At 72.8% G+C, this 25073-nt stretch carries 20 protein-coding genes and 1 pseudogene; 9 read left to right on the forward strand and 12 right to left on the reverse strand.

Annotated features, from left to right (window positions below; translation table 11 throughout):
* Positions 1-92 precede the first annotated feature (92 nt).
* From MW084_RS16775 to MW084_RS16810, 8 genes and pseudogenes are all read left to right on the forward strand, one after another.
* Positions 93-1094, forward strand: a complete 1002-nt coding sequence (locus tag MW084_RS16775; protein ID WP_010472528.1) for an Lrp/AsnC family transcriptional regulator — start codon at positions 93-95, stop codon at positions 1092-1094.
* Positions 1095-2224: 1130 nt separating this feature from the next.
* The gene (locus tag MW084_RS16780; RefSeq protein ID WP_275563657.1) at positions 2225-3229 is read left to right on the forward strand and encodes a pyridoxal-phosphate dependent enzyme; all 1005 of its coding nucleotides are present in this window, start codon (positions 2225-2227) and stop codon (positions 3227-3229) included.
* 103 nt (positions 3230-3332) lie between these two features.
* Entirely contained in the window at positions 3333-4178 is an 846-nt protein-coding gene (locus tag MW084_RS16785; protein ID WP_010475222.1) for a Rossmann-like domain-containing protein, read from the forward strand.
* A complete protein-coding gene (locus tag MW084_RS16790) occupies positions 4175-5446 on the forward strand; it encodes an MFS transporter (protein ID WP_010475224.1) in 1272 nt (423 codons plus the stop codon). Before MW084_RS16785 ends, MW084_RS16790 begins: the two co-directional genes overlap by 4 nt.
* 174 nt (positions 5447-5620) lie before the next feature.
* Positions 5621-6711 (forward strand): annotated as a pseudogene (locus tag MW084_RS16795) (FecCD family ABC transporter permease); the annotation flags it as partial.
* A gap of 1 nt (position 6712) precedes the next feature.
* The gene (locus tag MW084_RS16800) at positions 6713-7486 is read left to right on the forward strand and encodes an ABC transporter ATP-binding protein (protein WP_010475227.1); all 774 of its coding nucleotides are present in this window, start codon (positions 6713-6715) and stop codon (positions 7484-7486) included.
* 13 nt (positions 7487-7499) lie between these two features.
* The gene (locus MW084_RS16805) at positions 7500-8513 is read left to right on the forward strand and encodes an ABC transporter substrate-binding protein (RefSeq protein WP_010475229.1); all 1014 of its coding nucleotides are present in this window, start codon (positions 7500-7502) and stop codon (positions 8511-8513) included.
* A 331-nt stretch (positions 8514-8844) separates the two neighbouring features.
* Positions 8845-9147 carry a hypothetical protein gene (locus MW084_RS16810; RefSeq protein ID WP_029553860.1) on the forward strand — a complete coding sequence of 101 codons (303 nt, stop codon included), beginning with the start codon at positions 8845-8847 and terminating at the stop codon, positions 9145-9147.
* A 192-nt stretch (positions 9148-9339) separates the two neighbouring features.
* On the opposite strand, the gene MW084_RS16815 is transcribed toward MW084_RS16810, so the two are convergent.
* The 11 genes from MW084_RS16815 to MW084_RS16865 all read right to left on the reverse strand — a co-directional run bounded on the left by MW084_RS16815 (position 9340) and on the right by MW084_RS16865 (position 21678).
* The gene (locus MW084_RS16815) at positions 9340-10509 is read right to left on the reverse strand and encodes a GTP-binding protein (protein WP_010475232.1); all 1170 of its coding nucleotides are present in this window, start codon (positions 10507-10509) and stop codon (positions 9340-9342) included.
* Between the two features lie 5 nt (positions 10510-10514).
* Positions 10515-10685 (reverse strand): 50S ribosomal protein L32, encoded by a 171-nt coding sequence (gene rpmF / locus MW084_RS16820; RefSeq protein ID WP_010475235.1) that lies wholly within the window; start codon positions 10683-10685, stop codon positions 10515-10517.
* Positions 10686-10987: 302 nt separating this feature from the next.
* Complete coding sequence (locus tag MW084_RS16825) at positions 10988-11959, reverse strand: ribose-phosphate diphosphokinase (protein WP_010475237.1); 972 nt, start codon at positions 11957-11959, stop codon at positions 10988-10990.
* Complete coding sequence (locus MW084_RS16830) at positions 11956-13026, reverse strand: alkene reductase (RefSeq protein ID WP_010475239.1); 1071 nt, start codon at positions 13024-13026, stop codon at positions 11956-11958. Before MW084_RS16830 ends, MW084_RS16825 begins: the two co-directional genes overlap by 4 nt.
* Before the next feature lie 49 nt (positions 13027-13075).
* On the reverse strand, positions 13076-14008 hold the full coding sequence (locus MW084_RS16835; protein WP_010475241.1) for a pseudouridine-5'-phosphate glycosidase: 933 nt from the start codon (positions 14006-14008) through the stop codon (positions 13076-13078).
* Positions 14005-14271, reverse strand: a complete 267-nt coding sequence (locus MW084_RS16840) for a tautomerase family protein (RefSeq protein ID WP_010475243.1) — start codon at positions 14269-14271, stop codon at positions 14005-14007. The genes MW084_RS16835 and MW084_RS16840 overlap by 4 nt, the downstream gene beginning before the upstream one ends.
* Before the next feature lie 111 nt (positions 14272-14382).
* The gene (locus tag MW084_RS16845; protein WP_029553607.1) at positions 14383-18255 is read right to left on the reverse strand and encodes a non-ribosomal peptide synthetase family protein; all 3873 of its coding nucleotides are present in this window, start codon (positions 18253-18255) and stop codon (positions 14383-14385) included.
* 207 nt (positions 18256-18462) lie between these two features.
* Entirely contained in the window at positions 18463-19365 is a 903-nt protein-coding gene (locus MW084_RS16850; RefSeq protein WP_010472004.1) for an EamA family transporter, read from the reverse strand.
* A complete protein-coding gene (gene upp, locus MW084_RS16855; RefSeq protein ID WP_010472006.1) occupies positions 19362-20027 on the reverse strand; it encodes a uracil phosphoribosyltransferase in 666 nt (221 codons plus the stop codon). The genes MW084_RS16850 and upp overlap by 4 nt, the downstream gene beginning before the upstream one ends.
* 186 nt (positions 20028-20213) lie before the next feature.
* On the reverse strand, positions 20214-20897 hold the full coding sequence (locus tag MW084_RS16860; RefSeq protein WP_010472007.1) for a phosphoribosylanthranilate isomerase: 684 nt from the start codon (positions 20895-20897) through the stop codon (positions 20214-20216).
* 124 nt (positions 20898-21021) lie between these two features.
* Complete coding sequence (locus MW084_RS16865) at positions 21022-21678, reverse strand: nitroreductase family protein (RefSeq protein ID WP_029553609.1); 657 nt, start codon at positions 21676-21678, stop codon at positions 21022-21024.
* A gap of 112 nt (positions 21679-21790) precedes the next feature.
* Between MW084_RS16865 and MW084_RS16870 the strand changes: the two genes are divergently transcribed.
* On the forward strand, positions 21791-22279 hold the full coding sequence (locus MW084_RS16870) for a MarR family winged helix-turn-helix transcriptional regulator (RefSeq protein ID WP_010472011.1): 489 nt from the start codon (positions 21791-21793) through the stop codon (positions 22277-22279).
* A gap of 439 nt (positions 22280-22718) precedes the next feature.
* Here MW084_RS16870 and MW084_RS16875 read toward each other — a convergent pair.
* The coding region (locus MW084_RS16875; RefSeq protein ID WP_275563658.1) for a S8 family peptidase at positions 22719-24395 on the reverse strand (1677 nt) is incomplete at its 5' end.
* Positions 24396-25073 lie beyond the last annotated feature (678 nt).

The raw sequence follows: 25073 nt of genomic DNA on the forward strand, positions 1-25073 counted from the left end.
TGCGGCCTTCGGCACAGGGGTACCGTGACCGGTGCCCCAGGCCGCCGGGCGGCGGGGGGAAGCGGCGGACATCGGTCAGGAGGGGCGCGGCAGTGGCGGATGGCGCCATCACGTTCGACCGGCTGGACCGGCGCATCGTCGGCGCCCTCCAGGTCGACGGGCGGGCGGAGGCGTCCCGCGTCGCCGGGGCGCTCGGGGTCTCGGCGCGTACGGTCGCCCGCCGCCTGGCGCGGATGCGGGACGCGGGGGCCGTCTCCGTCGTGCGCCTGGCGCCGCCCGAGGAGGTCGTGGGGGCGACGGCGCTGCGGGTGCGGGTCGTACGGGGCAGGGCGGAGGCGGTCGCGGAGGCGTTCGCCGCGCGGCCGGACGTCCTGTCCGTGGACCTGGTGACCGGCGGCGAGGAGATCAGCGTGCTGCTCCTCGGAGACGACGCCGACCAGGGCCGCCTGCTGTACCGGCAGGTCCCGGCCACCGCGGCGATCACCTCCGTGTCGGCCCACAGCGTCCTGCGCGTGTTCGCCGACGCGCGGCAGTGGCGGGCCGACGTGCTCACCCCGGAGGAGACCGCCGCGCTGCTCCCGTCGGGGGCGGAGGAGGCGGAAGGGGGCGGAGGTGGCGCGGAGTTCGTGCGGTCCACGGAGGCCGAGGACGGTGTGCCCGACGCCGTGGACCGGCGGCTGCTCGCCGTCCTCGACCGGAACGCCCGGCTCGGCTTCGCGGAGCTGGGGCACCTGGCGGGGGTCCCGGAGACGACGGTCCGGCGCCGGATGCGTCGGCTCGCGGCCGGAGGACAGGTGCGCACCCTGGTCCGGGTGCGTCCCGGGCTCCTCGGCCTGACGGTCGACGCGAACCTGTGGATGCGGGTTCCGCCCGCGCGGCTGCACGAGGCGGGCGAGGCCCTGGCCGCCCACCCCCTCACCCACGCGGTCGCCGCGACCACCGGCGCGTGCAACCTCGTCGCCGCCGTGTACTGCCGCGACCTGCGGGCCCTGTACGACTTCACCACGGGCGTCCTCGGCCCGCTGGGCGTCGAGAGCGTGGAGACCACGGTCATCGCCCGCGCCGTCAAACCGGTGGGCGCCGGGCGGGGGTGAGCGCNGGGCGGGTACGGGCTTCGCGTCGTCCCGCCCCTGCCGCAGGACCCCGCCGTGCCATGCGGCCGCGGAGGCCGCTGTGCCACGCGGTCACGAACGCCGCCGCGTTCCCTTCCAGGAGCCTCCGCCGGTGCTTCCCGGTGCTTCCCGGTGCTTCCCGGAGGGCCGGGGTGCTTCGAATCGCTACGTACGGGGACCGCGCGGCGGCAACCGTCCTCACCCCGGCCCGCGCACGGACCGCGTGACGGCCGTCTCGTGGCTCGCGTCGCGGCCCGGGTGCCGGCCCGCGCCCGGCAGCGCGGTGCACGCTCCGGCCCGTGACCGTCATCACCGCGTTCGCCGCAGCAACCACACCCGCCGCACCCGCCAGGACCATCGCGCTCGCCGTGCCCGCCGTTGACGCCCGGGCAAGGGGCCCGGGTCGTGCGGGCTTCGGAGCGGTGGCGCCCGGGAGGGCGCCGGCAGGGGCGGTGAAACGGCCGCACCCTGCCGGTCGCCCCCGGCGGTGGGCAGGACCGGGCGCGCCCGGCCCACCGGGAGGGCTTCGCGGGCTTCCCTCTACCGAACGCACCGCGAAGGTGATAATCATTTTTATCTGAGTCCGACGTGGAGGGCAAGAGGCTTCCCGGTGGGGCGACTTCGGGTCGAGCGCCCCCTTGGGGGTGGCTCCCGCGCCCGGCGGCGCCATGGAACCCAACTTGACAATCATTTTCAATTACTGTGATGCTCACGGCCGATCCCACCGACATCCGGCACGAGGAGGAAGCATGGGCGAGCGGAGCCGAGGCCGCACGACGGCCGTTCCCGGCACCCCCGCCGACGCGGGGGCGCGGGTGCCCCGCCGGACCCTTCCGACCGTGCCCGCGGCGGACGGGGTCCTCGCGGCGGACGGGCCCGCGCCCGGTCCGCACCCGCGCCGGACGCCCCCGCACGGCGGGCGGCCCCCCGCGCCTCCACCCGGCCCCCGCGGGCCCGGGGAGGCCGGCCGGACGGCCCGCGACCGGCGGCCCCGCTCCGCCGCGGAAACCGGCGCCGGTACCACCGCGGACACCGGCCCCGGTGCCGGGGCGGCGTCCGGACCTGCCCGCCCACGACGCTTCGCGGCACGGCCGCCTGACGGGAAGACAGGTATGTACGCACACATAGCAGAAGCGATCAAAGAGCCGGACCTCATATGCCTCCAGCCCGACCTGGTCTGCGTGCGGTTCGAGACGATGAAGATCTACTCGGCCCTCGGAGCGGTGCGGCACCTCCTGGAGACGGGCACCGTCCGGCCCGGCGACACGCTCGTCGACAGCTCCAGCGGCATCTACGCGCACGCCCTGGCGCTCGCCTGCCACCGCTACGGACTGAAGTGCCACATCGTGGGGTCCACCACCGTGGACCGGACCCTGCGCGCCCAACTGGAGATCCTCGGCGTCACCCTGGAGCAGGTCCGGCCGTCGAAGGACCTGCGCCTGGACCAGGAGCTCAGGGTGCGGCGCATCGCCGAGATCCTGGAGGAGAACCCCTCGTACCACTGGATGCAGCAGTACCACGACGGCATCCACTACCACGGCTACCGCGACGTGGCCCAGACCATCCACCGGGAGGTCCCCGCGGGGCCCCTGACCCTGGTGGGCGGGGTGGGCACGGGCGCCTCCACGGGCGCCCTCAGCACCTACCTGCGGGAGATGGGCCGGGACGTCACGCTCGTCGGCGTGCAGCCCTTCGGCAGCGTCACCTTCGGCGCGGAGCACGTGTCGGACCCGGACATGATCATCGCCGGGATCGGCAGCGCCATCGAGTTCCGCAACGTCCGGCACGAGCTGTACGACCGGATCCACTGGGTCAACTTCGACCACGCGCTCTCCGGCGCCGTCGAACTCCTGCGCACCAGCGGGGTCTTCGCCGGGCTGTCGGCCGGCGCCGCCTACCTCTCCGCCCACTGGGAGCGCCGCAGGGACACCTCCCGCACCCACGTGTTCATCGCCGCCGACACGGGCCACCGCTACGTCGACAGCGCCTACTCCAAGCACACCGAGGCCCAGGACATCGACACCCTGAAGCCGTACGAGGTCACCTCCCTCGAAGAGCTCAGGCACCCCTGGTCGACCACCTCCTGGTCCGACGTCCGCGCCGCGCAGCGGAACTGACCCCCCGCCGGCCCCACCGGCCCACTCCCACCGGCCCGCCACCGCCGGGACCGGCCGACCGCGTCCCACGACGGCACCCACCACCCCGAGGAAAGAACCCGAGATGTCACACCCCACACCGCGGACCGTCGCGGAACTGACCGACGCCGTCCTGTCGGGCGCCTACGGCCCTGACCCGGAGGACCTCTCCGTCACCAGCGCCTTCTGGCTCTACCACACCACCCGGCTGGCCGGGGGCGAGGTGACGTACCACAACCGCTACCTCGTGCTCCGGGTCGGGCACTCCTTCGGCTCCTGTTCCTTCGAGGCCGGCGAACTGGCCCCCGACTTCTGCGAGAACGCCTCCGGGCACACCCTGGGCACGCTGCTGCGCCACGAGTCCACCCCGGTCCGCGTCGCCGCCCTCGACGCGTACCTCTCCCGGGTGCGGCCCCACCGCGAGGCGGACGAGGCCGAGCCGGTCGCCCTGCCGACCGGGACGCCGGAGGAGCGGGCCCAGGCCCGCGACGCCTCCATCGCCGCCCTCCTCGACATCGAGCCGGGTGCGAAGGTCGCGCTCATCGGCGTGGTCAACCCGCTGGTCGCGGCGATACGCGAGCGGGGCGGCGTCTGCCTCCCCTGCGACCTGAACCTGCGCACCACCCAGTGGGGCGACCAGGTCAGCGACGACATGACCGAGGTCCTCGAGGAGGCCGACGCCGTCGTGGCCACCGGCATGACCCTGAGCAACGGCTCGTTCGACCGCATCCTCGGGCACTGCCGGGACCGGGGCGTCCCCCTGGTCGTCTACGCGCAGACCGGCAGCGCCGTCGCCCGGGCGTTCCTGTCCGGCGGGGTCACCGCGCTGAACGCCGAGCCCTTCCCCTTCTCGCAGTTCAGCGCCGACTCGACGGTCATGTACCGCTACCGCGCCGACCGGCCGGTCCGCACGGACGGGGACGGTTCGTGAGCACCGGCACCGAGAGCTCCGTGACGGACCGGAAGGCCCCGGAAGGGGAGGAGCCCCTGCCGGGCGACCTGAGGATGGCCCGCGCCCTGTGGCCGGTCCTCCTGGCCTCGGCGGTCGGCCTGCTGCCGTTCACCGTCTTCAGCACCTACCTCGTGCCGATCGCGGACGAGGCCGGGAGCAGCGTCGCCGCCATGGGCGGCCTGCGCGGCCTCGGCGGCCTGGCGGCCCTGCTGGTCGGCACGGCGCTCGCCCCCTTCGTCGACCGGGTGCGCAAGGAGTGGGTCGCCGCGGGCGGACTCGCCGCCCTCGGCGTGTCGGCGGCGCTGGGCGCGAGCGGGGACTTCCTGCTGCTGGCCGTGTTCTGCCTGCTGGTCGGCGCCGGCACGGCCGTGCTGAACCCGGCCCTCACCGCGGCGGCGGCCGACCGCTTCGGCGACGGCAAGGCGGCCGGCCGGGCGGCGACCCTGGTCACGGCCACGCAGTCGATGACCGCGATGCTCGCCGCGCCGGTCGTGGCCCTGCCCGCCCTCCTGTGGGGCTGGGAGGGGGACCTCGTCGCGGTGGCCGCGCTCTCGCTCCTCCTCGCCGCGGTCTTCCTCGCCCGCGGCGGGCGCAAGGCGGCCGGGGGCGCCGGGGGTGGGCAGCGCCTGAGCTACCTCGCGTCGTTCAGGGCGCTGGCGGCGGTCCGCGGGGCGGTGCCGCTGCTGCTGGTCTCCCTGCTGCGCACGGCGGTGTTCATGGGGTACCTGGCGTACCTGGCGGCCTACTACGACGAGCGGTTCCGGCTCGACCCCGAGCTCTTCGCCCTCGTCTGGACGCTGAGCGGCGCGTCGTTCTTCGTGAGCAACCTCCTGACCGGGCGGATCACCAACTCCGACCGGACCCGGATCGGCACCGAGAAGCTGCTCGTCCTCGGCCTGGTCGCGGCCCTGGTGTCGGTCGTGGGCTTCTACTTCACCCACTGGCTGCCGCTCGCCCTGGCGATGACCTCGCTCCACGCGGCGAGCCACGCGCTGGTGGCCGCGTGCGCCGTGAGCCTGCTGGTCCGGCGCTGCGGTCCGCTGCGCGGCTCGGCGCTGAGCCTCAACTCCGCGGGCCAGAGCCTCGGGGTCTTCGCGGGCGCGGCGCTGGGCGGCGCGGGCCTCGGCCTGGCCGGCTACCCGGGCATCGCCGCCGTCTTCGGCGCCCTCGTCGTCGCGGCGCTCGGCGCCGCCCTCCTGGTGTCCCGCCGGGGCGCGGAGGAGACGCGGGCGCAGGACGCCGCGTAGCCGGCGGATCCCGTGCCGTCCGCCCCCTGGGGCCGGACGGCGCGGGGTGCTAGGTTCCGCCGTTGAACACGATTCTCATTGCTGAAAACGAAAGGCCGGCCATGCCTCCGCCCGCCACCTCTCCACCACCGGTCGGCGCCGAAGCGCCCGGATCGGCCGACANCCCCGCCCGCNCCCCCGCCCCCGACCGGGAACCCGACCCCGGTACGGGCGTGAAGGACCGGGTCGCCTCCCGCGCGGGTCTGGTGACGGTCTGCGCCGTCCTGTCCGCGGTCCTCCTGGTCTCCGTCGTCGTGGCGATCGGGCTGGGTTCCGCCGTGATCGCCCCCGGGGAGACCGCCCGCTACCTGTGGGCGGCCCTCAGCGGCGGCGCCATCGCGGCGGACGAGGTGACCACGTACCAGATCATCTGGCAGATCCGCACCCCGCGGGTGCTGCTCGCGGCGCTCGTGGGAGCCGGACTGAGCGCGATCGGCGTCGCCATCCAGGCGATGGTGCGCAACGCGCTCGCCGACCCGTTCGTCCTCGGCGTCTCGTCGGGGGCGTCGGTCGGCGCCGTCGGCGTCACCGTCACCGGGGGCCTGGCGGCGCTGGGCATCTACGCGGTGTCGGCCGGCGCCTTCGTCGGCGCGCTGGTGGCCTCGCTGCTGGTGTACGCCGCCTCCGCGCACCGCGGCTCCCTCTCGCCGCTGCGCCTGGTGCTGACGGGCGTGGCGATGTCGCTGGGGTTCCAGGCGGTGATGAGCGTGATCATCTACTTCGCGCCCGACAGCGAGGCGACGAGCATGGTCCTGTACTGGACGATGGGCAGCTTCGGCGCCGCCACCTGGGGCGCCCTGCCCGTGGTGTCCTGCGTCGTCCTGGCCGGGCTGGTCGTGCTCCACCGGTACGGGCGGGCCCTGGACGTCCTGGCGCTCGGCGACGAGACCGCCGCCAGCCTGGGCGTCAGCCCCGACCGGCACCGCAAGGGTCTGCTCGTCCTGGTCTCGCTCGTGACGGGCGTGATGGTCGCCGTCAGCGGCGCCATCGCCTTCGTCGGCCTGGTCATGCCGCACGTGGTGCGGATGGTCGTCGGGGCCGTCCACGCCCGGGTGCTCGCGGTCGCCCCGCTGGCCGGCGCGGTCTTCATGGTCTGGGTGGACCTGGTGTCCCGGACCCTGGTGGCCCCGCGCGAACTGCCGCTGGGCGTCATCACCGCGCTCGTCGGCGTACCGGTGTTCATCGTCCTGATGCGCCGCCGGGGCTACATGTTCGGAGGCCGCTGAGATGGATCTCGTACTCGACGGGCTGTCGGTGGTGACCGACGGCAAGAGCCTGGTGCGCGACCTGTCGCTGGAGGTGGGAAGCGGCCGGGTCGTGGGCTTGGTCGGCCCCAACGGAAGCGGCAAGTCCACCGCCCTGCGGTGCGTGTACCGGGCGCTGCGGCCCAGCTCCGGGACCGTCCGGGTGGGCGGGGAGGACCTCTCCCGCCTGACGGTGCGCCACAGCGCGCGGACCATCGCCGCGATGACCCAGGACGGCGCCGTCGAACTGGACTTCACGGTCGAGGAGGTCGTCGCGCTCGGGCGCACGCCCCACCTGCGGGGCAACCAGGCGCTCGGCCCGCGCGAACGGGAGCTGTGCGAGCGGGCGATGGACCGGCTCGACATCCGCCACCTCGCCCGGCGCGGCGTCCTCACCCTGTCGGGCGGGGAGCGCCAGCGCGTCCTGCTGGCCCGGGCCCTGGTGCAGGAGCCGAAGATCCTGGTGCTGGACGAGCCGACCAACCACCTCGACGTGCGCCACCAGATCGAGCTGCTGTCCCTGCTGCGCGGCTCCGGGCTCACCGTCCTGGTCGTCCTCCACGACCTCAACCTCGCCGCGGCGGCCTGCGACCGCATCGGCGTGCTCCGCGGGGGCCGCCTGGTGGCGGCCGGCCCGCCCGCGGACGTCCTCACGCCGGAACTGGTCGACGACGTCTTCGGCGTCCGGGCCAGCGTCGTCCCCCACCCGCTCACGGGCGCCCCCCAACTGCTGTATTCGCTCGACCCCTCCCTGTGAAAGGCCACACGTCATGCGCACGACCCCACTCCCCGGCTCCTCCCGCCGCCGCGCCGCCCTCGGCTCCGCGGTCGCCGTCACCCTGCTGCTCACCGGTTGCGGCGCCGAGGTCGCACCGGACGCGAAGGCGTCCGGCAAGGTCACCGTCAAGCGGTGCGGCGAGCCGGTCGAGTACACCGTCCCGAAGCGCGCCGTGGTGTACGAGGGGGGGAGCGCCGACAAGCTCTTCAGCCTCGGCCTCACCGAGCACGTGCACGGGTACGTGATGCCGCCCGCGAACCCGCCGGTGAGCGAGTCGCCGTGGGCGTCGGAGTACGCCAAGGTGAAGATGCTCAGCGACGACCTCCTCAACAAGGAACTCGTCGTGGAGGCCAAGTCCGACTTCGTCGTGGCGGGCTGGAACTCCGGCTTCAAGGACGAGCGGGGCATCACCCCCGAGATCCTCGACAAGCTCGGCATCCAGAGCTTCATGCACACGGAGAGCTGCTTCAACTACCCCCGGTACCCGGAGAAGGTCGCCCCATTCGAGGCCCTCTACGCCGACCTCGACCGGCTCGGCAAGATCTTCAGGGTCGAGAAGAAGGCGGCGGAGGTCGTCGGGGACCTGAAGAAGCGCGTGGAGGCGGTCAAGGCCCAGGCGCCCAAGGGCGGCACCCCGGTGCCGGTCTTCCTGTACGACTCCGGCACCGACCAGCCCTTCACCGCCGGCAACCAGGTGCCGCCCAACGACATCATCAAGAACGCCGGCGGCCGGAACGTCTTCGACGGCCTCGACCAGCGCTGGACCCAGGTCAACTGGGAGGCCGTCGCCGAGGCGGAGCCCGAGGTCGTCATGATCCTCGACTACGGCGACCTGCCCGCCCAGAAGAAGATCGACTTCCTGAAGAAGTCCCCCCACACCAGGGAGCTGCCCGCCGTCAAGAAGAACAACTTCTTCATCCTCGACTACAACGAGGGCATCAGCGGGCCGAGGAACATCGACGGCCTGGAGAAGTTCGCGAAGTACCTGCGCTCGCTCAAGCGCTGACCGAGCGCTCACTCAAGCGCTGATCGGGGCCGGTCGAGGGCCGAAGCGCACCGAGACCGCGGGGCCGCGTCCGATCCGGACGCGGCCCCGCCGTGCCGTGCCGGACCTCCGGAACGGAGGTCCGGCGCGAACCCGCGTCCCGTACACGGGTGTTTCCCGGGGCCGGGGGAGGGGGCGGCGCCCTCCGCCGGGTGCGTCCGCGGACGCGAGAGCCACCTTTTGCCGGTGCGTGCCGGCCGTGACAGCCTGTGTGGAGGGGGTGGAAAGGAATCCCGAGGCCGCCCTCGCCCGGCAGGGCCCGCGGCGGCGCACACCCGCGGAGGCGATCGGCATGACGGAGACGGCGGAGCACCGGACACACCCCGGGCACGACCACGCGCACGGCGAGGGCTGCGGCCACGTGGCGCTCCCCCACGGCGACCACGTCGACTACGCGCACGACGGCCACCTGCACCGCGACCACCAGGACCACGTGGACGAGTGCGAACCGGACGGGCACCGGGAGCACCCCGGGCACGACCACGCGCACGGCGAGGGCTGCAGTCACGTGGCGGTGCCGCACGGCGACCACGTCGACTACGTGCACGACGGCCACCGGCACGCGGCGCACGACGACCACTGGGACGACCACTGACGCCACCACGCCGGGGGCCGCGGACGGCGGCCGTGCCTCGTACACGACGCCGCGCCCCGGCCGTGACGGCCGGGGCGCGGAGGGGTGTCNGGGGGCGGACGGNCGNGATGNCGCCCGTCGCCGGGGNGCGGTACGGGAGGGAGTGCCGGGGCGGGCGGTGCCGTGGCTGCGACCACCGCCCGCCCCGGAGCCTCATCCCCGCGGCACGGGCTCGGGCCGTTCGTGCTCGCAGGCGTCCTCGATGCCGTACGTCTCCCAGGCGGGGAAGCAGTCGTCGGCGGGGGCGGTCTCGCCCGGCGCCAGCAGGCAGGACTCCAGCGCCGAGCGGAGGGCGCCGGGGCGCAGACCGGTGCCGATGAAGACCAGTTCCTGGCCCTGGGTGGTCTCCGGGCCGTGGGCGCCGGACGGTTCGAAGCGGGCGACGGAGCCGGCCTGGGACCACAGCCCGGTCACCCGGGGCCGGCTGGCCAGCCGGAAGAAGCCCTTGGAGCGCAGGACCCGGCCGAACGCGCCGCCGTCGAGGTCCTCGGTGACGAAGGCCCACAGCCGTCCGGGGTGGAAGGGCAGGTCGGAACGGAACACCAGCGAGGAGATGCCGTACTCCTCGGTCTCCGGCACGTGGTCGCCGTTGAGCTCCTTCACCCAGCCGGGGGCCTGCTGCGCCTTCTCCACGTCGAACAGGCCGGTGCCCAGGACGTGTTCCAGGGGCACCCGTCCGCGTACGGCGGGGACGATCCGCGCCTCCGGGTTCAGCCGGGACAGCGCGGCGCGCAGCCGGCGTGCCTCCTCCGGCCCGACCAGGTCGAGCTTGTTGAGCACGACGACGTCGGCGAACTCGACCTGGTCGACGAGCAGGTCGCTGACGGTGCGCTCGTCGTCCTCGTACTGGTCGAGTCCGCGTTCGGCGAGTTCGTCCCCGCCCTCCAGCTCCGGCAGGAAGTTCGCGGCGTCGACGACGGTGACCATGGTGTCCAGGCGGGCGAGGTCGCCGAGGGTGGCGCCGTCGTCGCGGGGGAAGGCGAAGGTGGCGGCCACCGGCATGGGTTCGGAGATGCCGCTGGACTCGATGAGGAGGTAGTCGAACCGGTCCTCGCGGGCGAGGCGGTCCACCTCCTCCAGCAGGTCGTCGCGGAGGGTGCAGCAGATGCACCCGTTGGTCATCTCGACCAGCCGCTCCTCGGTCCGCGACAGGGCGGCCTCGCCGCCGCGCACCAGCGCGGCGTCGATGTTGACCTCGCTCATGTCGTTGACGATGACCGCGACCCGCAGGCCCTCGCGGTTGCCCAGCACGTGGTTGAGCAGCGTGGTCTTGCCCGCTCCGAGGAAGCCGGACAGGACGGTGACGGGAAGTCGCCCGGCCACGCCCGTCAGCCCTCGGGGCGCAGCAGGCCGCGCTCGTACGCCTTCACCAGGCGCTGCGGGACCTGGTGGACGACGCCGTCGACCGTGACCGGCACCAGTTGGGCCGTGACGGCCTTCCACTGGGCGCGGCGGTGGCGGGTGTTGCTGCGGGACATCTTCCGCTTGGGAACGGCCATGACGAATCTCCAGGTCCGATGGGGTGGCACCACGCTACATGAAAATGGATGCCATTACCGAATCAGGGTCGTGTCCCGTTCCCGTGCACCGTTCCCGTACCCCCGTCCCCATGCGGACGCCGGAGCGGAGCGGCGGCCCGCGCGCTGCGCCCGTCCGCGCTCCCCGCCCGAACGCGCCCCCGCTCGAACGCGCCGGCGGCCGGTCCGGGAAGGCACCGAAGGACCCTCCCGGACCGGCCGCCGGCCGGCGCACTCCGCGGCGGGGCACCCCTCAGGGGGCCGCCCCGCCGCGGAGCGCGGTGCTACATCTCCTCGAGGAGGCTGGTCACCGAGCCGTTCTCGAAGATCTCCTGGATCGCCCGGGCGACGACCGGGGCGACGGACAGGACCTCCACCTTGTCCAGGCCGGTCGCGGCGGCCGTGGGCAGCGTGTCGGTGAAGACGAACCGGCTGACCCGGGAGTTCTTCAGGCGGTCCACCGCCGGACCGGACAGGATGCCGTGGGTGGCCGCCACGATGACGTCCTCGGCACCGCCGTCGTACAGGGCCTCGGCCGCGGCGCAGATGGTCCCCGCCGTGTCGACCATGTCGTCGACGAGGACGCACACCCGGCCCTCGACCTTGCCGACCACCTCGTGGACGCTGACCTGGTGGGCCGTGTCCTTGTCCCGCTTCTTGTGGACGATCGCCAGCGGCGTGCCGAGCCGGTCGCACCAGCGGTCGGCGACCCGCACCCGGCCCGCGTCCGGCGACACCACGGTCAGCCGGTCGTGGTCGGTGTGCGCGGCGATGTGGTCCGCGAGGATCGGGAGCGCGAACAGGTGGTCCATCGGGCCGTCGAAGAAACCCGCGATCTGGTCGGTGTGCAGGTCGACGGTGATGATCCGGTCGGCGCCCGCCGACGCCAGCAGGTCCGCCAGCAGCCGGGCCGAGATCGGCTCCCGCCCCTTGTGCTTCTTGTCCTGCCGCGAGTACCCGTAGAACGGGGCGACGACGGTGATGCTCCGGGCCGAGGCGCGCTTCAACGCGTCGATCATGATGAGCTGTTCCATGATCCACGTGTTGATCGGCGCGGTGTGGGACTGGATGACGAAGCAGTCCGCCCCGCGCACCGACTTCTCGTAGCGGACGTAGATCTCGCCGTTGGCGAAGTCGCGGGCCTGCGTGGGCACCAGCTCCGCGCCCAGCGCACCGGCGATCCGCCCGGCCAGGTCCGGGTGGGCCCGGCCGGAGAAGAGGAGCATGGAGCGGTCGGGGTGGCGGGCCGCGCTCACCGGGAGAGGACGGGGTAGTCGGTGTACCCGCGGTGGTCGCCGCCGTAGTACGTCGCCTCGTCGGGCTCGTTGAACGGGCCGCCGGCCTCGATGCGGGCGGGCAGGTCCGGGTTGGCCAGGAACAGCGCGCCGAGCGACACGGCGTCGGCCAGCCCCTCGTCGAGGACCTGCTGGGCGCTCTCCCGCGTCGCCGGGAAGGAGTCCTGCGCCGGGTGCGGGTTCACCACCAGGTTGCCCTTCCACAGGTCCCGCAGGGTCCGCGTCACCGGGCGGGCGACGATCTCGCAGACCTCCAGGAACGCCAGCTCCGGCAGGGCCGGGACCAGCGCCGCGTACAGGGCCTCGGTGTCGTCCTCGGCGATGTCGTTGTACGTGTTGCCGGGCGAGATCCGCATGGCGGTGCGCTCGTTGCCGATCGCGGCGGCCACGGCCTCGGTGACCTCGACGGTGAAGCGGATGCGGTTCTCGACCGGGCCGCCGTAGGCGTCGGTGCGCCGGTTGGTGTTCCCGGCGAGGAACTGGTGCAGCAGGAAGCCGTTGCCCGCGTGGACCTGGACGCCGTCGAAGCCCGCCTCGACGGCGTTGCGCGCGGCGGTGGCGAAGTCCTGCACGGTGGCGGCGATCTCGTCGACGGTCAGCTCGCGCGGCACCTCGTAGTCCCGCATCCCGTCCGGGGTGAAGCACTGCCCGGCGGCGGCCACCGGCGAGGGGGCGACCGACTGGTGGGCGCTGTCGTACAGCGAGGGGTGGCCGATGCGGCCGGAGTGCATGAGCTGGACGACGATCCGCCCGCCCCTGTCGTGCACCGCGTCGGTGACCGCGCGCCACGACCTCACCTGCTCCGGGGTGTGCAGGCCGGGCGTGTTGAGGAAGCCCTGGCCGACCTGGGAGGGCTGGACGCCCTCGGTGATGATCAGGCCGGCGGAGGCGCGCTGCGCGTAGTACTCGGCCATCAGCTCGGTGGCCTCGCCGGAGGACGTGGCCCGGTTGCGCGTCATCGGGGCCATCACGAGCCGGTTGGCCAGCGGGATCTTGCCGAAGGTCACGGAGTCGAAGAGCGAGGTCATGTGGGGTTTCCTTCCGGTGCCTCTGAGAACGGTGCGCGGATGCGGACGATCACGCGCGGTCGGCCAGGTGGCGGGCGTAGGCCGCGGCCATGCGCCCGCCCACCTCGGCCGTGGAGATCAGGACGGCCATGTTGGCCTGCGCGGTGCGCCCGCCGGTGGCGCGGTCGACCGCGTGCATGAGGTACTTGGTGAGGCCCTGGCCGGTGACGCCGTCCCGCTCGGCCTGGACGAGCGCGTCGGCGATGGCGGCCTCCGCCTCCGCGGAGTCCACCGCGTCCTCCTCCCGGGGCGGGGTGGTCAGGACCACGCCGCCGGGGTGGCCGGCGGCCCAGTGCAGGGCCACGACCTTCGCGATCAGGTCCTCGTCGTCGATGCGGTGCGGCGACTTCACGCCGCTGGAGGCGCAGTAGAACGCGGGGAAGTCGTCGGAGCCGTAGGAGATGACGGGGACGCACTGCGTCTCCAGGTACTCCATGGTCAGCTTCAGGTCCAGGATCATCTTCGCCCCGGCGCACACCACCGCGACCTTGGAGCGGGTGAGCTGGATCAGGTCGGAGGAGACGTCCATGGTGGTCTCGGCGCCGCGGTGGACGCCCCCCAGGCCGGCGGAGGAGAAGAAGGGGATGCCGGCGAGCTCCGCGGCCACCAGCGAGGACGCCACGGTGGTGGCGCCCCGCCCGCCGCGCGCCAGGACGACGGGCAGGTCGCGGCTGGAGACCTTCGGGATGCCGGGCTCGGACGCGAACCGCTCGATGTCCTGCTCGGTCATGCCGACGCGGACCGCGCCGTCCTCGATGCAGATCGTCGCCGGGACCGAACCGCCCTTGCGGACCGCGGCCTCGACCCGGTGGGCGGTCTCGGCGTTGTGCGGGTACTTCAGGCCGTGCGTGATGACGTTGGACTCCAGCGCGACGACCGGGCGGCCCTCGTGCAGGGCCTCGCGGACCTCTTCCGTGAAGACGAGGGGGATGGTGGTGCTCATCGGGTTCCTTCGGGCGTGGGGTCGGTCGGGATGGGCTGCGTGTAGTTCGGTCTCTTCCACAGCAGGTGCGTGCGGCCCTCGATCTCGGGTACGTGCACCTCGTCCGTCCAGCGGGACGGTTCGACGGCCTCCACGGCGATCGAGAGCGAGCCCGGGTCGCAGCCGAAGACGCCCGTGATCGTCTCGGTCAGCTCGGTGACCAGTCGGGCCTTCTCGGCGTCGGTGAACGTACGGGGCCAGTGCTTGACGCTGACGTGCGGCACGGCGGGGCTCCTTTCTCACGTGAGGGGGCGGTTCGCCCGGCGCGGGGCGGGCCGGGGCCCGNNCCCGCGCCGGGGCCGTGCGGGGACGAGGGGGCTGCCGCCGCCGGGCGGCTACCGCCCGCCCGTCACGCGGTCGATCGCGGCGACGAGCTCCCCGACGCCGTGCTCCTTGAGCACGTCGTAGTGGTCGCCCACCAGCTCGACGATCTGCGGCGGCGCGGCCGAGTAGCCGGAGCTGCCCTCCACGAACGAGTAGTCGTCGCCGCGCGCCTTGAAGATCGTGACGGGGGCCTCGATCCGGCGTTCGCGCAGCTCGTTGAAGCTGTACTCGAACTCGTAGGTGCCGCCGACGATCCGGGTGATGCGGCGGATCGTCTCCGCGTCCAGCTGGGGGAGCAGCGTGTGCACGTACTCCACGAACGCGTCCTCGTCGACCGCCCGCTCCAGGCACTCGTCCAGTTCGGGCCCGCTGATCGTGCCCATGAACACGGAGAACAGGATGGTCACGTAGGCGGGGTTGGCGTAGGAGGACTCGCGGCCCCACTGGCGGCCGTCGGCGGTGCGCACGCGGGGGTTGCCCGGGCAGATCAGCAGCAGGCGGTCGACCTTCTCGCCGAACTGCTCCAGCTGCCAGGCCGCCTCGAACGCCACGCGGGCGCCGAAGGAGTAGCCCCACAGGGTGTACGGGCCGGACGGCTGGACCCGGCGGATCTCCGCCACGTCGGCCATGGCCATCTCGCGGATCGTGCCGTACGGCTCCTCACCGGCGTTGATGCCCTGCGCCTGGATGCCGAAGAAGGGCCGCTCGCCCGCCGCCTCGCGGCCCAGCAGCCGCAGGTTCATCGGGTAGCCGCCGAGGCCCGGCCAGCAGAACACCGGCCGCTCGCCGGCGCCCGGGTGCAGCGGCACCAGGCGCGACACGCGGCGGGGGGTGCCCCCGTCGACGCGGGCGGCGAGGTCGGCCAGCCTCGGCGCCTCGAAGACCACCTGGAGCGGCAGGTTCGTCCCGAACTCCCGGTTGATCCGGTTCACCAGCGCCACCGCGTGCAGCGAGTTGCCGCCGGAGGCGAAGAACTCGTCCTGCGTGGAGACGTCGTCGTACTTCAGCGCCCGGCCCCACTCGACGGCCAGCCACTGCTCGGTGGGCGTCGCGGGCGCCACGTACGGCGCCGAGGTGCGGGCCTGGGAGACCTCCGGCAGCAGCGCGGTGGCCTTGGCGTCGATCTTGCCGTTCGCGGTGAGCGGCAGCTCGTGCACCACCACCACCCGCGCGGGGATCATGTAGTCGGGCAGGAACCGCGCGAGGTCGTCGCGGACGATCTCGGCCGGGCCCTTGGTGTGGACCGCGTCCTCGTTCATGCCCTCGTGGGCGCTCTGCTCGGCGCTGACCCGGCCGCCCACGAAGAAGTACGAGGCGTCGGCGGCCGGTTCGCCGGCGGCGGCCAGCAGGTCGTCCAGACGGCGCGAGGCGGGCAGCGGGTTGCCGGTCTTGGAGGAGTAGCCGGAGGACATCAGGCCGATGCCCGGGACGCGCTGGAGGCGGTGCAGCGCGGTGCCCAGCACCACGTAGCGCAGCCACTCCTCGTCGGTCCGGGACACCGCGCTGACACCGAAGGCGGACCGGTCGTACACGCCCTGGTTGATGGCGATGACGTGGCGCTTCTCCACGACGTCGGCGCCCAGGGGCTCCAGCGCGCCGCCGCGGTACCGGTACAGGCCGCCGGGCAGCCCGGCCACGCGGTCCTCGTGGGCCTGCACGTACAGCTCCACCGGCTCCTGGCGCGGCCGGCCGTGGTTCTCGCCGATCTCGAACGTGCCCAGGTACACGTCCTCGTCGGCCACGTCGAGCCGCTCCTTGACGCGGGGCTCGAAGCCGTGCGGGTCGATGGTCAGCCCGTACTTCGGCAGGACCTCCTCGAAGACGCCCACCATGTGGCCGGCCTCGAACTCCAGCACCTCGACGATGTTGTTCTTGTAGACCGGCTCGATGGCCCGCACCTTGCCGAGGAAGTGGACCCGCAGCCCCCGCTCGGGGAAGTCCCCGGCGACCTCGCCGACGCGGACGAGGGTGTGGTCGACCGGGTGGTGGTAGTACAGGCCCGCCTCGACGCCGTCCAGGCCCCGCGTCTCCAGGTACATCTGCGTGGCGTACAGCGCGCCGGGGGAGGCGTAGGCGTACTTCGGCAGCAGCCGCTCCCGGCTGCGGAAGGGGCCGAACCAGCGCAGCACCTCGCCCAGTTCGGCCAGCCGCAGCTCCTCCAGGGAGCGGGAGTACGGCGACACGGGGCGCGGGGCGAGCATGCCGAGGACGTCGTCGGCGGTGACCGGCCCGCCGTCGTAGAAGCGGTAGGTCTTGCGGGCGAACGCCTCCCGCCGCTGGACGGCCGTCTCCTCCCGGCCGGGCAGCTTGACGGCCAGGCGGCCCACCAGCTCCTCCGGCTCGCGCAGACCGGGGTTGGACAGCTGGGCCTTGACCTGCACCTTGGACGACTTGGAGCGGTGGTGGTCGGCGTCCTGGCGGCCCTGGTCCATGACGGCGGCGGTGCGCTCGTTCAGCTCGATCGCGGCCACCAGGGCCTTGCTGCCGGTGCGCGGGTCGTCGGTGACGACGGCGGCGGCGCGCCGCACCCAGGTGTGCTCCTCGATGCGGGAGGCCACCTCCTCCAGCTCGACCCGGTAGCCGCGCAGCTTGACCTGGTTGTCGGTGCGGCCCATGAACTGGATCGTGCCGTCGGCGTTCCACTGGCACAGGTCGCCCGTGCGGTACAGCCGCTCGGTCGGGTTGAACGGGGAGGTGATGAACCGCTGCGCGGTCTGCTCGGGCAGGCCGATGTAGCCGCGCGCCACCTGGACCCCGCCGATGAACAGCTCGCCGCTCTCGCCGATGTCGACCGGCTGGCGGTTCTCGTCGAGGATGTAGCAGGTGACGTTGTCGGCGGGGGTGCCGATCGGCACGATCCCCGGAGGGGCGTCGGCGAGGGAGTCGGGGTCGATCCAGTGCGAGGTGGCGTTGATCGTCGTCTCGGTCGGCCCGTAGAGGTTGACCACCGAGACCCCGGGCAGCGCGGCGAAGATCTCCGCCGTGAGCGCGCGGGTGAGGGCCTCGCCGCCGGAGAAGACGCGGCGCAGCGAGGAGCAGGCGCCGAGCTCCTCGGTGTCGACGAGGGCCTGGAGCAGCGTCGGCACCGCCTGCAGGGCGGTCACCCGCTGCTCGCAGATGGTGGTGATGATCGCCTCGGGGTCGCGGAAGATGCCCGGCGCCCCCATGACGACCCGCGCGCCGACCGCCGGGGCGAGGATCTCCCACTGGGCGGCGTCGAAGCTCATCGGCGTCTTCTGCAGGATGGACACCTCGGCGTCCAGGTGCCCGAGGTTGGCCAGCCACTGCATCTGGGAGACGATGCTGCGCTGCTCGATCATCACGCCCTTGGGCTTGCCGGTGCTGCCCGAGGTGTAGATGACGTAGGCGAGGTGGTCGCCGCGGCTCTCCGGCAGCGGCACCGGGGGCAGGTCGGGGACGTCGGAGGCGCTGACGACGGTGGTGCCCTCCGGCACCAGGCGCCGGGCGCGGTCGACCAGGTGGTCCTGGGTGACGACGACCCGGGTGCCGGAGTCCTCGAGCATGTACCTGAGCCGGTCCTCCGGGTAGTCCGGCGACAGCGGCAGGTAGGCGGCCCCCGCGGAGAGGATGCCCCACACCCCGGTCATCAGCTCCGCGGACGGCTCGGTGAACACGCCGACGCAGGTGTCCGGGGTGACGCCGAGGCGCACCAGGTGGGAACCGAGCCGGCGGGCGGCGTCACTGAGCTGGCGGAACGTGAGGTGACCGTCCCCCGTGCCCCCCGCGCCGGCGGGGGAGGCCCCCAGGGACCGGGGCAGGGTGACGGCCACGTCGTCGGGACGGAGGCGGGCCTGTCGGGTGAGCAGGGCAGCCAGCGAGGCACCCTTGTGGGACACGCAGGATATTGGCGGACTGATACTCATGTGGTGACCCCCCGGTGAAACGCCCTTGGACGGGCGGTGAATGGTGTGTGCTCCCCCGCGCGCGCCGCCGACGTCTCCGTCGGGCGGTGCGCGGCGGGTTGTGTGCGCGAGCAGGTGGGCGGTGCGGGACGCGCGGTCTCGTCTTGTGGGAGACGAGGGCGCGGCCCGTCGCCGTGTGCGGTACGGCCCGTGGACGGGCGTCCCGCGTCAGGCCCGGCTCGCGGCGGGCTCGCCCGGTGCCGGTTCGGGCTTCTTGGCACGGGGCTGGGCGAGGACGACCGCCCCGATGACGGCGGCGGCGCCGAGAAGCTGCAACGGGCGCAGCGACTGGTCGAGGAAGAGGTACCCGAGGACCGTCGCGCACAGGGGCGAGGCGAACGACAGGAACGAGACGGCCAGTGCGGGCAGGCGGGCCAGGCCGCGGAACCACAGCACGTACGCGATGAGGGCGCCGATGATGCTCAGGTAGGCGAACCCGCCGATGTTGGTCCAGGTGACGCGGTCCGGCAGCGACTCGCCGACGAGGGTGACGGGCAGCAGGAGCAGACCGCCGACGGTGAGCTGCCAGCCGGTGAACGTCAGCAGCGTCACGCCCTCCGGCCGCCCCCACCGCTTGGTCAGCACGATGCCGCAGGCCATGGACAGCGCACCCAGCAGGCCGGCCACGACCCCCACGCCGTCCAGGCCCGCGCCGGGCTGGAGGACGAGCAGGGCGATGCCGGCCGCGCCGACCAGGCAGGCGACGACGTGCACCGGCTGGATGCGCTCCTTCAGCAGCAGCGCGCCGAGGAGCAGCACGATCATCGGCTGGATGGACATGACCAGGGCCGCCACGCCGCCCGGCAGGTGGTACGCGGCCAGGAACAGGAAGTAGAAGAACGCGCCGATGTTCAGCACACCGAGCACCGTGGCCCGCCACCACCACACGCCCCTGGGCAGGACCCGGGTGATCAGCAGCAGGATCAGGCCCGCCGGGAGCGCGCGGACCAGGGAGGCCAGCAGCGGCCTGTCGGGCGGCAGGAACTCGGTGGTGACCAGGTAGGTGGAGCCCCACACCGCGGGTGCGAGGACGGTCATCAGGGAAGTGCCGGCGAGGCTCTGGTTGCTCACTTCTGCATTCCGGAGTCGGTGGTCCCGAAGAACCGGTCGCCGAAGTCGCCGATGCCCGGGATCATGAACGCGTGCTCGTTCAGCCGGTCCTCGACGGCGCTGGTGACGATCCGCACCCGCGGCCGTTCGGAGTGGACGCGGCGCAGGCCCTCGGGCGACGACAGGAGGTTGACCATGATGATCCGGTCCTCCTCGACGCCCGCCTCCAGCAGGACGTCGATCGCCGCGAGCGCGGAGCCGGCGGTGGCCAGCATCGGCTCCAGGAGCAGCACGTGCCGGTCGGCGATGTCGGCCGGGAGGTGCTGGTAGTAGAGGCGGGGCTGCTTGGTCCGCTTGTCGCGCTGGATCAGGATCTTGCCGATGCGGACGCCGGGCAGGACGTCGCGCAGCTCGCCCTCGATGGCGTCGCCGGCGCGGATGACGGACACGGCGCACGGCGCGGAGGCGAGCTCCAGCCCCTGGTAGGTGGCGCCGACCGGGGTGGTGACCTCCTTCTTGTTAAAGGGCAGCAGGTCGGAGGCGGCCTCCAGCAGGAGGCGGATGATCCGGCGGGAGTAGAAGACGAAGTCCTCCCGGGCGCAGTCGCGGTCGCGGATGACCGTGTGCATCGCTCGGAGCTGGTCGGTCTGCGGGAGGGTGTGGACGTTGTGGCCAGTGGTCACGACGGGATCTCTCCTCGGGATCCTCGGTGTTCCTGGACGCGCCTCGCGGCTCCGCAGCGGCCGGGGCGGGCCGGCCGCCCTTGCGGGGGCGGGCCCGGGCGTGCGGGAGCGGAGGCGCGAGAGGGGTGAGATGAGGAACGGGCGGGGCGGCCGGACGCACGGGGCCGGCCGCCCCGGCCGGACGGATCAGCCGATCTCGTCGAAGGCGCGGCGGGCCTCGGCGACGAACTTCGCCACCTTGGCGCGGTCCTTGCGCCCGTCGGGGCCCTCGAGACCGGTGTGGGCGTCGACGGCGGCGGGACGCACGGCGCGGATCGCGTCCCCGACGTTCTCCGGGTTCAGGCCGCCCGCCATCATCAGCGGCTTCGGGGAGCGGCGGACCAGCTCCGCGGAGACGTTCCAGTCGTGGGTGAGGCCGGTGGCGCCCTTGGCACCGGTCTTCGGGTCGAAGGTGTCGGTGATGTACATGTCGACGAACGGGTGGGTCTCGTCGACGAGCTTCAGCAGCTCCTCCGCGTTGTCCTCCTTGACCACGAGGGACTTGAGGACGAACAGGTCGGGGCGGATCTCCTTGAGCCGGCGCAGCTCCTCGGTCGCCACGTCGCCGTGGAGCTGGACCGCGACCACGCCGAGCTCGTGGCAGAACTCGCTGACCTCCTCGGCGTCGGTGAGGTAGCTGATGAGGACGCCGGCGTGCGGGGGCTGGAGGCCCTTGATGATGGTGGCGGCGTCGTGCTCGGCTATGTCGTCCTTGCCGGACGGCAGGCGCAGCGCGAAACCGATCCAGTCCGCGCCCTCTTCGATGATCATGTCCGCTTCGGCCGCGTCGATGATGCCGGCGACCTGGACGAGCTTGTTCACAGTGGTCATGACGACCTTCCCCCCTGTTGTGCTTTTTCGTGTTTTTTCGACACCGAAGAGCGTGCTCCCGGCAGGCGGAAGCGGTTCCCTCCCTGCTCTTCGACGATCGCGACCGGGCCCGCGTGCCCCGGTCTCAGCGCCCGTAGGTCTCGCTGAAGCAGGTCAGCGCACGGTCCCTGCGGCCCGGGTGGAGCCGCGTCTCGGCGGGATAGCCGAGAGGCATGAGCAGGGCGATGTGCACGTCCTCACGGCCGTCCACGCCGATGGCCTTCTTGACCTCGGCCTCGTCCCAACCGCCCATGGGGCTGGTCGCCAGGCCGGCGGCCTCCGCGGCGATCATCAGGAACGAGGCGGCGATCATCGCGTCCTTGACGGCGTACTCCCGCTCCAGGCCGCGGGCCCTGAGGTCCTCGTGGAAGAGGCGGACGCTCTCGGGTGTCCCGTCGGCGAACTCCTCCGACCAGGCGCCGCGGGAGCGGGCCGTCTCCCAGATGTCGCCCCGGTCCTCGCGCCAGGCGGCGGACTCGGCGACGAACACCAGCATGACGGGCGCCTCCTGCGGATGCGGCTGGCCCCCGGTCGCCCGGGTCAGGGCCTGACGCCCCTCCTCGCCGGAGACGACGACGATGGAGCGCGCCTGGAGGTTGAAGCTGGACGGTGCTTCCAGCGCCAGGTCGACCAGCTCGTCCACGAGCCGTGTCGGCACCGGCTCGGGCCGGTAGTGGCGAACACTTCGACGTGCGCGGATGATCCGCGCAACAATGGCGTGATCCGACGCTGCCGTGGTCACGATCCAGCCCTATCTCTTCGGTGTCGAACCTTCTGGAATCAAGACAGTATTGGCGAAGCTAAACTTGCGTCAAACCTTTCGATGGCGAACCGATGAAGGGAGGGTAGCCGCTGTGCGCGATTCCGTCGACGGGTTCCTCGAACAATGGGCCACCCTGCGTGACGACCTCGACCTTCAGGCCATGGGGGCCGTGGGACGCCTCCTGCGCCTCTCGAGGATCGTCGGCGTCGGGCTCAAGGAGTACTTCGCCGAACACGGCATGGAGGTATGGGAGTTCGACGTCCTGGCCACGCTGCGCCGCAGTGACAGGCCGCTCACGGCCAAGGAGCTGGCCGCCGGCGTGATGATCGGGTCGGCTGCCCTGACCAACCGCGTGGACCGCCTGGTGGCCCGCGGATTCGTCGCCCGGCAGGCCGTCCCGGACGACCGCCGGAGCCTGCACATCGTCCTGACCGACGCGGGCCGCGCGTGCGTCGACGACGTGGTGGCGGGCCACGTGCGGAACCAGCGCAAGCTCCTTTCCGGCCTTTCCCCGGAGGAGTGCGAGCAGTTCAACGACCTCCTGCGCGCCCTGCTCCTGTCCCTGGGCGACACCCGCTGAACGCCGACGGCGATGATGGGCCGTGAGGAGGGCCGGGGCAAGGCTCTTTCCGGTCGCTTCACGGAGGGCCGGGAGCGGTTCGGCCGCCTCCGCCTGTCTCGTTCTCGCCCCTCGGAGGGCACGTGCCGAGGGCCGGCGGCGGTGGTGGGTCGTGAGGAGGGGGACCGGCGCAAGGCCCTTTCTGGTCTCTTCGCGGAGCGGTGCGGGTGAGGTGCGTACGGTCCGCGCCCCGCGGCACCGGCCTTCCGGGCGCCGGCCTCCCGCCGGTCCGTGTCCGTTGGTCCGCGTCCCCCGGTCCGCACCTTCGGGATGTGACGGCCCCGCGCCGGGATCCGTCCCCGGCGCGGGGCCGGGGGTGCGCCCACGACGGGAAGGGGGCCCTTCCGGTGCCGGGGTGGCATCGGAAGGGCCCCCTGGTGAGGACCGGAGGAACGGACCGTCAGAAGGTCAGGCTCCAGGAGTCGATGTAGCCGGTGTCACCGGTGTAGCTGTCGGTCACCCGCAGCTTCCAGGTGCCGCTCGCGAGGACGCTGGAGGCGTTCACCGTGTACGACGTGATGACGTTGTCGGCGCTGTCGCTGGTGTTGACGTCCTTCAGCAGGGCCGAGGCGCCGCTCGGGGCGACCAGCTCGACCTTGAGGTCACCGCGGTAGGTGTGCTTGATGTCGACGTCGACCTTGAGGGCGGACGGGGCGTAGCCGCTGATGCCGCTCACCGCGATGGACGAGGTGACCGTGGTGTTGTCGTAGACGGTCACGTTGGCGGAGTTGGTGAACACCTTGCCCGCGGGCGGGGTGGTGCCGGTGCCCGCGCCGAGCGTGGCGGCCGCGTCGGCGAGGCCGGCGCCGCAGCCGCCGGAGCAGTAGCCGGGCAGCGTACGGGCGTTGCTCTTGATCGCGGACTCGATCTGCGCCGGGGTCAGCGACGGGGTCGCCTGCTTCATCAGCGCGGCGAGGCCGGCGATGTGCGGGGCGGCCATGCTGGTGCCCTGGTAGGCCGAGTAGGTCTCGCTGACCGGGCTGCGGGTGCCGCTGTTCACCGTGGACCAGATGCCGTTGGCGGAGCCCATCGCGGTCTCGCCGCCGGGGGCGGTGATGTCGATGACGGTGCCGTAGTTGGAGTACGAGGCGCGGTTGCCCTCGCGGTCCGAGGCGGCGACGGTGATGACGTTGGCGCAGTTGGCCGGGTTGAAGGTCGACGCGTTGACGTTGCTGTTGCCGGCCGCGACGACGATCGTGGAGCCGCGGTTGACGGCGGCGTTGATCGCGTTCTGGGTGCCCGCGTCGCAGGTGCCGCTGCCGCCGAGGCTCATGTTGATGACGTCGGCCGGGTACGGGTTGGTCGGCGCGCCCGCGACGTAGCCGCCGGAGGACCAGGTGATGGCGTCGATGATGTCGGACGTCGAGCCGCCGCACTTGCCGAGCACGCGGACCGGCTGGACCTTCGCGTTGTACGCGATGCCGGCGATGCCCTTGGCGTTGTGCGTCGACGCGGCGATGGTGCCCGCGACGTGGGTGCCGTGCCAGGAGCTGGTGGTGTCCCGCTCCGGGTAGTTGTTGCCGCACTCGCCCTGGAGCATCCAGTCGCCCGGGTCGGCGGGGTTGCTGTCCCGGCCGCCGCCGTCGTTCGCGACGAAGGTGTCGGAGATGAAGTCGTAGCCCGAGACGATGTTGGCGGCGAGGTCGGAGTGGGCGACGTAGCCGGTGTCGATCACGGAGACGTTGACGCCGCTGCCGGTCGCCTTGTCCCAGGCACCGGGGACCCGCATGCCGGCGGTGGACTCGAAGAGGTCCCACTGGCGGGTGTACTCGGTGTCGTTCGGGGTCACGGCCGCGGCGTACACGCGGCGGTCCGGGACGACGTAGGCGACGTCGGAGTCGGCGCGGAAGGCGGCCATGACGGCGTCCACGCTCTTCTTGTCCTGCGCCTCGCCCAGGTCGACCAGGGCGGCGCCGGTGCCCAGGCGGCGCTCGAAGTCGAGCGCCTCGCCGGCCTTCTTGCCCTTGGCCTCGGCGTCCTTGGCCGCGGCGGCGTCGGACTTGGCCTCGGTGGTCATCGACTTGTAGCCGACGATGAGGCGCTCGACGGGGGCCTGGGCGGCCTCGGCGGCCGGCGCNGGGGGCCGGCNCNGGGGCGGCCGGGGCGGGCGCGGCGATGGAGGTGGCCGTGCCGGCGCAGAGCAGCGCGGTGGCCGTCGCTGCGATGAGGGATGTGCGAACGCGTCTGTAGCCGTTCAAGGCATCGCCTTTCCTGGATTTCGACCCGGCTGGGGAAGCTGCGCACGCGTGTTACGTGCATGACAAGCCGGTTCCTGCGGCCGCGGGCAGGACGGGTGGGGGTCGTGGCGGCCGGACGCACGGCGTGAGGGAGCTCCGGTTCGCGGGCACCGACGGCTTCGGATGCGCTCGTGAACCGGATGCCGGGGGGAATGCGGTGCGGGCGCCGCGGCCTTGTGGGCCGGGTGCGTCCGCCCGCGGGGTCCTCCCGCCGCGCAGAGCACCGGTCGGCTGTCCCGCATGTGACGGCTCTTCGTCGTCAAGTGCGTTCGGTCGGCCGGATGGCAGGAAAGCTATGGCCAGAACGTTGCGCTAGGCCATACGGAGGGGGGTGACTACGGATACGTATTTAATTGCGGGCGTACGAATAGTTAACGCGTTGCGCATCCTGGATGTCTTTCGGTGGGGCGCCGGGGACGTGGTGAGGGTGGCGCGGGGGCCGGTGCGGCGGCGGCCGTGCGACCGCGAGGGCACCGTCCGGCCCCGGGGCGGGCGGCGCGGCCCCGGGGCCGGAGGAC

The organism is Streptomyces sudanensis, assembly GCF_023614315.1.
Lineage (GTDB): Bacteria > Actinomycetota > Actinomycetes > Streptomycetales > Streptomycetaceae > Streptomyces > Streptomyces sudanensis.

Coding starts and splice junctions, on each gene's coding strand:
- MW084_RS16785 (WP_010475222.1), top strand. CDS start 3,333: ATGTCACACCCCACACCGCGGACCGTCGCGGAACTGACCGACGCCGTC.
- MW084_RS16830 (WP_010475239.1), bottom strand. CDS start 13,026: ATGACCTCGCTCTTCGACTCCGTGACCTTCGGCAAGATCCCGCTGGCC.
- MW084_RS16800 (WP_010475227.1), top strand. CDS start 6,713: ATGGATCTCGTACTCGACGGGCTGTCGGTGGTGACCGACGGCAAGAGC.
- rpmF (WP_010475235.1), bottom strand. CDS start 10,685: ATGGCCGTTCCCAAGCGGAAGATGTCCCGCAGCAACACCCGCCACCGC.
- MW084_RS16805 (WP_010475229.1), top strand. CDS start 7,500: ATGCGCACGACCCCACTCCCCGGCTCCTCCCGCCGCCGCGCCGCCCTC.
- MW084_RS16780 (WP_275563657.1), top strand. CDS start 2,225: ATGTACGCACACATAGCAGAAGCGATCAAAGAGCCGGACCTCATATGC.
- MW084_RS16835 (WP_010475241.1), bottom strand. CDS start 14,008: ATGAGCACCACCATCCCCCTCGTCTTCACGGAAGAGGTCCGCGAGGCC.
- MW084_RS16845 (WP_029553607.1), bottom strand. CDS start 18,255: ATGAGTATCAGTCCGCCAATATCCTGCGTGTCCCACAAGGGTGCCTCG.
- MW084_RS16860 (WP_010472007.1), bottom strand. CDS start 20,897: ATGACCACTGTGAACAAGCTCGTCCAGGTCGCCGGCATCATCGACGCG.
- MW084_RS16810 (WP_029553860.1), top strand. CDS start 8,845: ATGACGGAGACGGCGGAGCACCGGACACACCCCGGGCACGACCACGCG.